The 8,402-nt window shown below is 66.5% G+C and carries 5 protein-coding genes; 4 read left to right on the top strand and 1 reads right to left on the bottom strand.

What is annotated here, in order from left to right; translation table 11 throughout:
- The first annotated feature begins 88 nt into the window (after positions 1–88).
- Positions 89–1,288, top strand: coding sequence for a glycoside hydrolase family 6 protein (locus tag AX735_RS01575; RefSeq protein ID WP_066274572.1), 1,200 nt, complete (start codon positions 89–91; stop codon positions 1,286–1,288).
- Between the two features lie 8 nt (positions 1,289–1,296).
- Here AX735_RS01575 and AX735_RS01580 read toward each other — a convergent pair whose 3' ends face one another.
- The gene (locus AX735_RS01580; protein ID WP_082750866.1) at positions 1,297–2,331 is read right to left on the bottom strand and encodes a LacI family DNA-binding transcriptional regulator; all 1,035 of its coding nucleotides are present in this window, start codon (positions 2,329–2,331) and stop codon (positions 1,297–1,299) included.
- A 154-nt stretch (positions 2,332–2,485) separates the two neighbouring features.
- Between AX735_RS01580 and AX735_RS01585 the strand changes: the two genes are divergently transcribed.
- The 3 genes from AX735_RS01585 to AX735_RS01595 form a co-directional block, all read left to right on the top strand.
- Entirely contained in the window at positions 2,486–5,014 is a 2,529-nt protein-coding gene (locus AX735_RS01585; RefSeq protein ID WP_082750867.1) for a glycoside hydrolase family 3 protein, read from the top strand.
- A gap of 22 nt (positions 5,015–5,036) precedes the next feature.
- Positions 5,037–7,661: a TonB-dependent receptor gene (locus AX735_RS01590; protein WP_066274556.1), complete on the top strand. Its 2,625-nt coding sequence runs from the start codon at positions 5,037–5,039 to the stop codon at positions 7,659–7,661.
- 126 nt (positions 7,662–7,787) lie between these two features.
- The coding region (locus tag AX735_RS01595; protein ID WP_156447382.1) for an MFS transporter at positions 7,788–8,402 on the top strand (615 nt) is incomplete at its 3' end.

An 8,402-nucleotide genomic window follows, 5' to 3' on the forward strand; every position in this document is an offset into this window, starting at 1 on the left:
GGATGTGGTTCATGGCGCGCGCCGGTTGATTTGCCGCTGCAATGCCCCGATCCTCGCGCGCGAGAATAAAAATCCTCTGGGAGCGGTGATGCGACTGAAATTCCTCGCCTTTGCGCTGGCGCTGCTGGCCCCGGCAGCGATCGCGCCTGCGGCCGTCAAACCGCCGACGCTCTTCGTCGATGAGCGCAGCACAACGGTTCAAGCTGCCGAGAAGCTCGAGGGCGCTGCCCGCGAGGACGCGCTGCTTCTGGCGCGCATTCCCTCGGCGACCTGGCTCGCTTACGGAACGCCCGAGATCGTCGAGGCCCAGGCCCGCGACGTCACCGAGCGTGCGGCGGCGAAGGGGCAGATTCCGGTGCTGGTGGCGTACAACATCCCCTATCGCGACTGTGCGCTTTATTCGGCGGGCGGCGCGGCGGATGGCGTGGCCTATCTCGCCTGGGTCGCCGGGCTGGCCAGGGGGGTCGGCAACCGTCAGGCGATCATCGTGCTCGAGCCCGATGGCCTCGGCGTCATTCCCTGCCACCGCAATCTGGCGGGCGATCTCGAAGGGTGCCGTCCGGAAGGGCAGGACGAGGCGGCGGCGGCGCGGCGCTACGACCAGCTGCGCGGCGCGGTCGCAATACTGGGCGCGCTTCCACGAGCGCGCGTCTATCTCGACGGCACCGGCAGCAGCTGGCTTGCGCCCGGCGAGATTGCGAGCCGCCTGATCCGCGCCGATGTGGACAAGGTCGCGGGCTTCTTCCTCAACGTTTCCAATTTCGAGAGCGATGCGCGCGTCGTGCCCTATGCGCACTGGGTCAGCAATTGCATCGCGCTGGTGACGCAGGGCGGACTGGACCCGCGGGCCTGCCCCAGCCAGTTCTCGGCCGAACCGTTTGAAAGGCCCGGCAATCGCAGGCAGATCGATGCCGCCTATGACCGGCTGTTCGCCGAGCGAGGCCTGAAGCGCACGCCGAAGTCGCAGAAGCACGCGCTGATCGATACCAGCCGCAACGGCCTGGGTTCGTGGAAGCCGCCGGCCGGGCGCTATCGCGATGCCGAGGTCTGGTGCAACCCGCCGGGCCGGGGGCTGGGACGCCGCCCGACGCTGATCACGCGCGAAGCCTATGTCGATGGCTTTCTGTGGATCAAGGTGCCGGGCGAATCGGACGGAGAGTGCCTGCGCGGCACCGCCGGCCCGATCGATCCCGAGCGCGGGGTGAAAGCACCGGCGGCGGGTCAGTGGTTCGCAAGCCAGGCGCGCGAGCTGATCGAGCGCGCCGAGCCGCCGTTGAAGCGGGAATAACGGATCGATCAGGCGGCCGGGGCAGCGGTGGAGGCGCGCACGAGCAGCTCGTGCGCATGGTCGCGGCGCTGCGGCAGTTCGGGCACCGTCTTGCCGTCGAGCATCGCGATCAGCCGGTCGGCGGCATCCCAGGCCATTTGCGCGACCGGCTGGTTGACCGTGGTCAGCGGCGGCCAGGCGGTGCGCGAGACCTCCGAATTGTCGAACCCGGCGACCGACAGGTCCTGCGGCACCGAGAGGCCCAGTTCTCGTGCCGCCGCGATCGCCGCCACGGCCATGTCGTCATTCTGCGCCAGGACCGCAGTCGGGCGTTTCGCGCTGGCCAGCAGCGTGCGCGCCACCTCATAGCCCACGGCATAGGTGAAATCGCCGGTGACGATCAGATCGTCGTCGATTCCGACACCTGCCTCGGCAAAGGCGCGGCGATAGCCCTCGAGACGGCCGATGCTGGCGGCGTGCGAGGGATCGCCCAGGATGATGCCGATCCGACGATGCCCGAGCGCCAGCAGATGCTGCGCCACCGCATGGCCCGCCGCGCTCTCGTCCATCGCTACCACCAGACCGCGATCGAGATCGCTGTGCGGGGTGATCCGCGCATAAGGCAGGCGCTGGCGTTCGAGCATGTCGAGCAGCAGCGGCTGGTCGCTGGCGGGCGGCGCGAGCAGCACCCCGTCGAGCCCGGCGCGCAGCAGCAGCTTGCCCAGCTCCTCGGGGCGGCTCGCGACATGCGCGAAGGGCAGCACCACCAGCCGGTAGCGGCCATCGTCGAGCCGGCTGAGCGCGCCGTTCTGCAGCTCGACGACATAGCTGGGGCTGGGCCGTTCATAGGTCAGCCCGATCAGGAACGAGCGGCGCGCGATCAGGCTCTGCGCCGCGAGATTGGGGTGATAGTCGAGCGCCTCGGCGGCCTCCTTCACCTTCTGCCGCACGGCGGCGCTGACATGGGGAGCATCGTTGAGCGCGCGCGAGACGGTCTTGGGCGTGACCCCGGCGACCCTTGCGATGTCGACGATCGTGGTTCGCTTTGAAATCGTCCCCTCCAGGCGGTTGGATGGCCCCCCCGGAACTGGGGGAACCGCTGCGACCCAGCTTCTCTTAGCGCCTCTCTTGACTTGTGTCGATGGATAGCGGTAAACGTTGACCGAGAATCGGTAAACGTTGTCAGGCGCATCAACCGCCGACAGGATGGGAGGGATGATGATCGTGCCGCGTGGGGCTGTCCTTGCATTGCGTGCTGTGTCGCTTGCGGCGCTCGCCTGGCCCCTGGCGCTGGGGATCGCGCCGCTTGCCGCCGCTACCGATGCCACCACCGCTGCGGCAGGCGCCAGCGCCGAAGCGCATGCCGAGCTCTGGCCGCAGCGCGAATCGAAGCTGAACCCCGATGCCGAGATTGAACGCCGGATCGACGCGCTGATCGCGGCGATGTCGATCGAGCAGAAGGTCGGGCAGATCATCCAGGCCGATATTGCCAGCGTCAAGCCCGACGACGTCCATCGCTATCATCTGGGCTCCGTGCTCAACGGCGGCAATTCGGACCCCGGCAACCGCTACAACGCGCCCGCCAAGGACTGGCTCGCCGCTGCCGATGCCTTCTACGCCGCGTCGATGAAGCCCAATGGCAAACTGCCGCGCATCCCGATCATCTGGGGCAGCGATGCGGTGCACGGGCACAATAATGTCGTCGGCGCGACGCTGTTTCCGCACAATATCGGCCTGGGCGCCGCGCGGAACCCCGAGCTCGTCCGCAAGATCGGCGAGGCGACCGCGATCGAGATGCGCGTCACCGGGCTCGACTGGACCTTTGCGCCGACGCTGGCGGTAGTGCGCGACGATCGCTGGGGCCGCACCTATGAGGGCTTTGGCGAAAGCCCCGAGATCGCGACCAGCTATGCCGCGCCGCTGATCGAGGGGCTGCAGGGCAAGGTCGGCGACGCCGACTGGCTGCGCGGGCCGCATATCATCGCCACCGCCAAGCATTTCCTGGGTGATGGCGGCACGCATGGCGGCAAGGACCAGGGCGATGCCCAGATGGCCGAAGCACCGCTGCGCGATCTGTTCAGCCCGCCCTATCTCCCCGCGCTCGATGCCGGGGTGCAATCGGTGATGGTCAGCTTCTCGAGCTGGAACGGCGTGAAGATGCACGGCAACCGCTCGCTGCTGACCGATGTGGTCAAGGACCGCTGGAATTTCGACGGCTTCCTGGTCGGTGACTGGAACGGTCATGGCCAGGTCGAAGGGTGCACCGCGACCGATTGCGCAGCGTCTGCCGCGGCCGGGCTCGACATGTACATGGCGCCCGATAGCTGGAAGGAACTCTACCGGACCACGCTGGCACACGCGAAGGATGGGACGCTGCCGCAGGCGCGGCTCGACGATGCGGTGCGCCGCATCCTGCGCGTCAAGCTGCGCGCCGGGCTGTTCGAGGCGGGCAAGCCTTCCGCGCGGCCCTATGGCGGACGGTTCGAGCTGCTGGGCAGCGCCGAGCATCGCGCGCTGGCGCGGCAGGCGGTGCGCGAATCGCTGGTGCTGCTCAAGAATGCGGGCAGCGTCCTGCCGCTCAAGCCCGGCGCGAAGATCCTGGTCGCGGGCGACGGCGCGGACAACCTCACCAAGCAGACGGGCGGCTGGACGCTGAGCTGGCAGGGCACGGGGACGAAGCGCAGCGATTTCCCCAATGCGCAATCGATCTGGGAAGGCATCGACGAGCAGGTCAGGGCCGCAGGCGGCACCGCGACGCTCTCGCGCGATGGCAGCTTTGCGAGCAAGCCCGATGTCGCAATCGTGGTGTTCGGCGAGGAGCCTTATGCCGAGTTCCAGGGCGACCGGCCCGATGTCGGTTTTGACGATGCCAAGGCGCTCGCGCTGCTGCGCAAGCTCAAGGCAGCGGGCATTCCCACCGTCTCGGTCTTCCTTTCGGGCCGGGCGATGTGGGTCAACCCGTTCCTCAACGCCTCGGATGCGTTCGTCGCCGCCTGGCTGCCGGGATCGGAAGGCGGCGGCGTGGCCGACATGCTTTTCGGCAAGGCCGATTTTCGCGGCAAGCTGCCCTATAGCTGGCCGAAGTCGAGCGACCAGACCGCGGTCAATATCGGCGACGCCGGTTACGACCCGCTATTTGCTTACGGCTTCGGCCTGACGCTCGCCGACAAGGGCGATCTCGCCCCGCTGCCCGAGATGCGCGCCAGCGTTGCTGCGGCCGATCCCGGCGTGCTGTTCGCCGCGGGCAAACCGGGCGCGGGCCGCCGGTTGCTGATCGGTCCGCCCGGCGCGCTTTCGACCAATCCCGGCCCCGATCTGATCGAGGTGCGGGCGGCAGACCGCATCGCGCAGGAGGATTCGGTGCGGCTGCGCTGGACCGGCGCCGGACCGGCGGTCGCCGCAATCGTGATGGGTGAGGCGGAAGACCTGTCGCGCCAGTCGAACGGCGAACTCGCGCTCGAAATCGAACTCAGGGTCGATACCCCGCCCACGGCTGATGTCAGCCTGGTCATGGGGTGCGGCGCGCAGTGTGCTGGCGGCTTCCCGCTCGCCCCCATGCTCACTGCCGCCGCGAAGACCGGCAAATGGTCCCGCATCGCGGTGCCGCTGAGCTGCTTTGCGAGGGCCGGGGTCGACATGACCCGGGTCGAAACGCCGCTCAGCCTCGCGACCGCAGGAAAGCTCGAAATTGTCATGTCCTCGGCGAAAATCGTCTCGCCGACCGGACCCGTCATTCAATGCAAATAATATCAGGATTAGGGAGGATGTCATGAAGAGGAACCAGTTCGCACGCGCCGCGCTGTTTGCGCTGCTGTCGGCCACGGCGGCGATGCCCGCCTATGCGCAGGATCGTCCCGCCGATGGCGCGGACAGCGACAAGGACGAGATCATCGTCACCGCCAACCGGCGCGAGGAGAATTCGCAGGACGTCTCGGGTGTCGTCCAGTCGCTGGGGGCAGAGCAATTGCGCCAGGACGGCATTGTCGAGCTGCGCCAGCTGCAGCTCGCGGTCCCTGGACTCAGCATCGCCAACCAGGAAGGCAATGTCGAAATCTTCATCCGCGGCGTCGGCTCGGCCAACAATACCGAGCTGGGCGATCCCGGCGCGGCGCCGCATCTCAACGGCACCTATATCCCGCGTCCGCGCGGCCTTGGCCTGATGTTCTACGATCTCGAACGCGTCGAGGTGAACAAGGGGCCGCAGGGCACGCTCTATGGCCGCAACGCGCTCGCGGGCACGCTCAACATCATCACCGCCAAGCCCAGGCTCGGCCAGTTCGGCGGCTATGCCCAGGCGGAGGTCTCGAACCGATCGTCCTATGCGGCCGAAGGCGCGATCAACGTGCCGCTGGGCAGCACCGCGGCGCTGAGGGCTGCGGCCTATTACATCAACCGTGATTACGGCTTCAACAACGTCTCGACCGGTGCGCCGGCCAATACGCTGAAGCCTGCGGGCCTTGAAGAGAATTACGCCGGGCGCCTCTCGTTCCTCTGGGAGCCGAGCGATCGCCTCAGCATCTCGATCGTCGGCGATTACGGCAAGGAAACCGGCACCGGCTATCCCGGCGCGAACATCTTCAGCGCGGTCGCCGCAACGGGCATCCGGCCCGACAAGCTCAACCTCAAGGACGTCGTCTATCGCGGGCTGCAGGGCGACATGACCAACGAGCTATGGGGCGTGCAGGGCAAGATCGCCTATGATTTCGGCACGTTCGGCGCGGAGCTGACCGGCAGCTACCGTTCGGTCGATTTCTACCAGGTCAATGCCTCGAGCGACGGTATCGACTTCCCGGGCCGCGATCTGTCGGCGGTGCAGTACGACAATTTCTCGGGCAATTTCTGGCAGACCAAGTCCAAGAGCCAGGTCTATGAGGCGCGCATCTTCGCCAACGAGGACCAGCCGTTCCGCTGGAATCTGGGCGGCTTCTATTTCAACGAGGACCAGGCGGTCGGCTATCTCGCGCTCGCTGACCGCGGCTATTGCTGCTATTCGGCGACCGAATTCGTGATGCCCGACGTGAAGGGCGAGAGCTTCGCCTTCTATGCTGACGGCACCTATGACGTCGCTGACCGGCTGCGGCTGATCGCGGGCATCCGCTATACCGAAGAGAAGAAGTCGCGCTTCGGCATCGGCGGCAACTGGGCACTCACGCTGGGCGGCGAGGATTTCGCCTGCTGCTTCGCGACGCGCGTCGGCACCGAAGGCTTCCGCCCGGCGCTGCTCGACCGGCCCAATTTCAACGTGTCGAACATCACCACGCCGCGCGGCCAGGCGCAGTTCCTGATCGAGGGCATTGCGCGGCCGGGCCTGCGTGACACGCTGATCGCGCAGATCGGGTCGATCGCCAACGGCACCAACCCCAATGGCACCTGTATCGACCGGCCCGATATCGACAACGGTTTCGTCAACTGCCCGAGGCTCAACCCCTCGAACACCAATGGCGGCTTCAGCTATGCGAACCTGACCATTCCCGGCCAGCAGATCGGCCGCGCCAAGTTCGATTTCATCGACTGGCGCGTGGGCGTGGAGTTCGATATCGATGACGATCACATGCTCTATGCCAAGGTCTCGACCGGGCACAAATCGGGCGGTTTCAACGACAGCTTCAACGGCTCGCCGATTCCGGAGGAATTCCGGCCGGAGGATCTGCTGGTCTACGAGGTCGGCAGCCGCAACGCCTTCGATCTGTTCAACCGCCCGGCGGTGTTCAACCTGACCGGCTTCTATTACGACTATAACAACCAGGTCTTTCAGGACCTGACCTGCATCAATCTCGATACCACCCAGGCGCCGCCGGTGTGCAACGGCTATTCGCTGGTCAACCGCAATATCGGCGCGTCGCGGATCTATGGTGCAGAGGCTGAGCTGCGCTTCAAGCTGCCGGGCAATTTCTCGGTCGATCTGAACGCCGCGTTCCTCGATACCAAGATCACGCGCGGCACCGTGGCCGATGCGCGTGCGCAGGATTTCGGCGCAGGCGGCAATTCGCCGCTGATCAGCCTGGTGGGCAACCGCCTGCCGCTGGCGTCGAAGATCAATATCAGCGCGCGGCTGTCGCAGTCCTTCCAGGCGGGGCCGGGCCGGTTCGACTGGCAGGCGCTGCTCAACTATCGCTCGTCCTATTTCCTCAGCCAGTTCAACGAGGACGATATCGTCTTCCTGAACGGCACGCGGCAGACCGCATTGTCGGCGGGATTCCCCGATCGGCAGAAGGGCTTTTCGACGCTCAACCTCGGCATGGGCTATACGATCAAGAACTTCAGGATCGAGGCCTGGGCGAGCAATTTCCTCGACGAGGAGGTGTCGCAAAAGGCGCTGGTCGGATCGTCGCTCAACATCCGCTTCCTCAACGACGCGCGCAGTTACGGTCTTCGCGTTCGCGTCGACTTCTAGCATAAGGGGGCCACGCCCGGATCGTTCGCCCATCAGGACCGGACGATCCGGAAGGGCGGGCCTGATGCAAGGCGGATGAAGGCAGAGGTTGCAGGAACAGGACATGAGCGGTGGGCGGCTGATATTGTGACCGTGCCCCTTACGCGCCTTTCGCCGGCGTTCCTTCCGCTCTATGCGCTCGCCTATGCCGGCGGCGTGATCGCCTATACGCCCTTCCTGATGCTGGTGCTGCCCGCGCGGGTGACCGAACTGGCCGGCGGCGATGACGTGCGCTGGCTGGGCTATATCGTGTTTGCAGGCGCGCTGTCGGCGAGCCTCGCAGGCATGGCATCGGGCTGGCTGAGCGATGCCACGCGCCGTCGCCGCACCTGGGTTGCGGCCGGGCTGGCCGCAACGGTCCTGCTGCAACTGGCGATCGTCTGGTGCAACACGGTGATGGCGCTGCTTTGGATCGTCGTCGCCTGGCAGATCGCGCTCAACCTGATGCTGACGCCACTGATCGCATGGGCGGGCGATGTGGTGCCCGATGACCGCAAGGGCCTGCTCGGCGGTCTGCTGTCGCTCGCGCCGCCGCTGGGCGCGCTTTCGGCGATGTTGCTGCCGGAAGCGGCGGCACAGGGGCTTGCGGGCCGCACCGCGACCATCGCCGCCATGACATTGGTGCTGGTGCTGCCGCTGCTGCTGTTCGCGCGATCAAAACCCTTTCCGGACGCAGATCGTTCCACCCGCCAGTCCGCCGCG

It is taken from the genome of Blastomonas sp. CCH1-A6 (genome assembly GCF_001556365.1).
GTDB lineage: Bacteria > Pseudomonadota > Alphaproteobacteria > Sphingomonadales > Sphingomonadaceae > Blastomonas > Blastomonas ursincola.

What these genes read in the sequence shown, in the direction of transcription:
- AX735_RS01585 (WP_082750867.1), top strand. Translation starts at nt 2,486, where the DNA reads ATGATCGTGCCGCGTGGGGCTGTCCTTGCATTGCGTGCTGTGTCGCTT.
- AX735_RS01575 (WP_066274572.1), top strand. Translation starts at nt 89, where the DNA reads ATGCGACTGAAATTCCTCGCCTTTGCGCTGGCGCTGCTGGCCCCGGCA.
- AX735_RS01590 (WP_066274556.1), top strand. Translation starts at nt 5,037, where the DNA reads ATGAAGAGGAACCAGTTCGCACGCGCCGCGCTGTTTGCGCTGCTGTCG.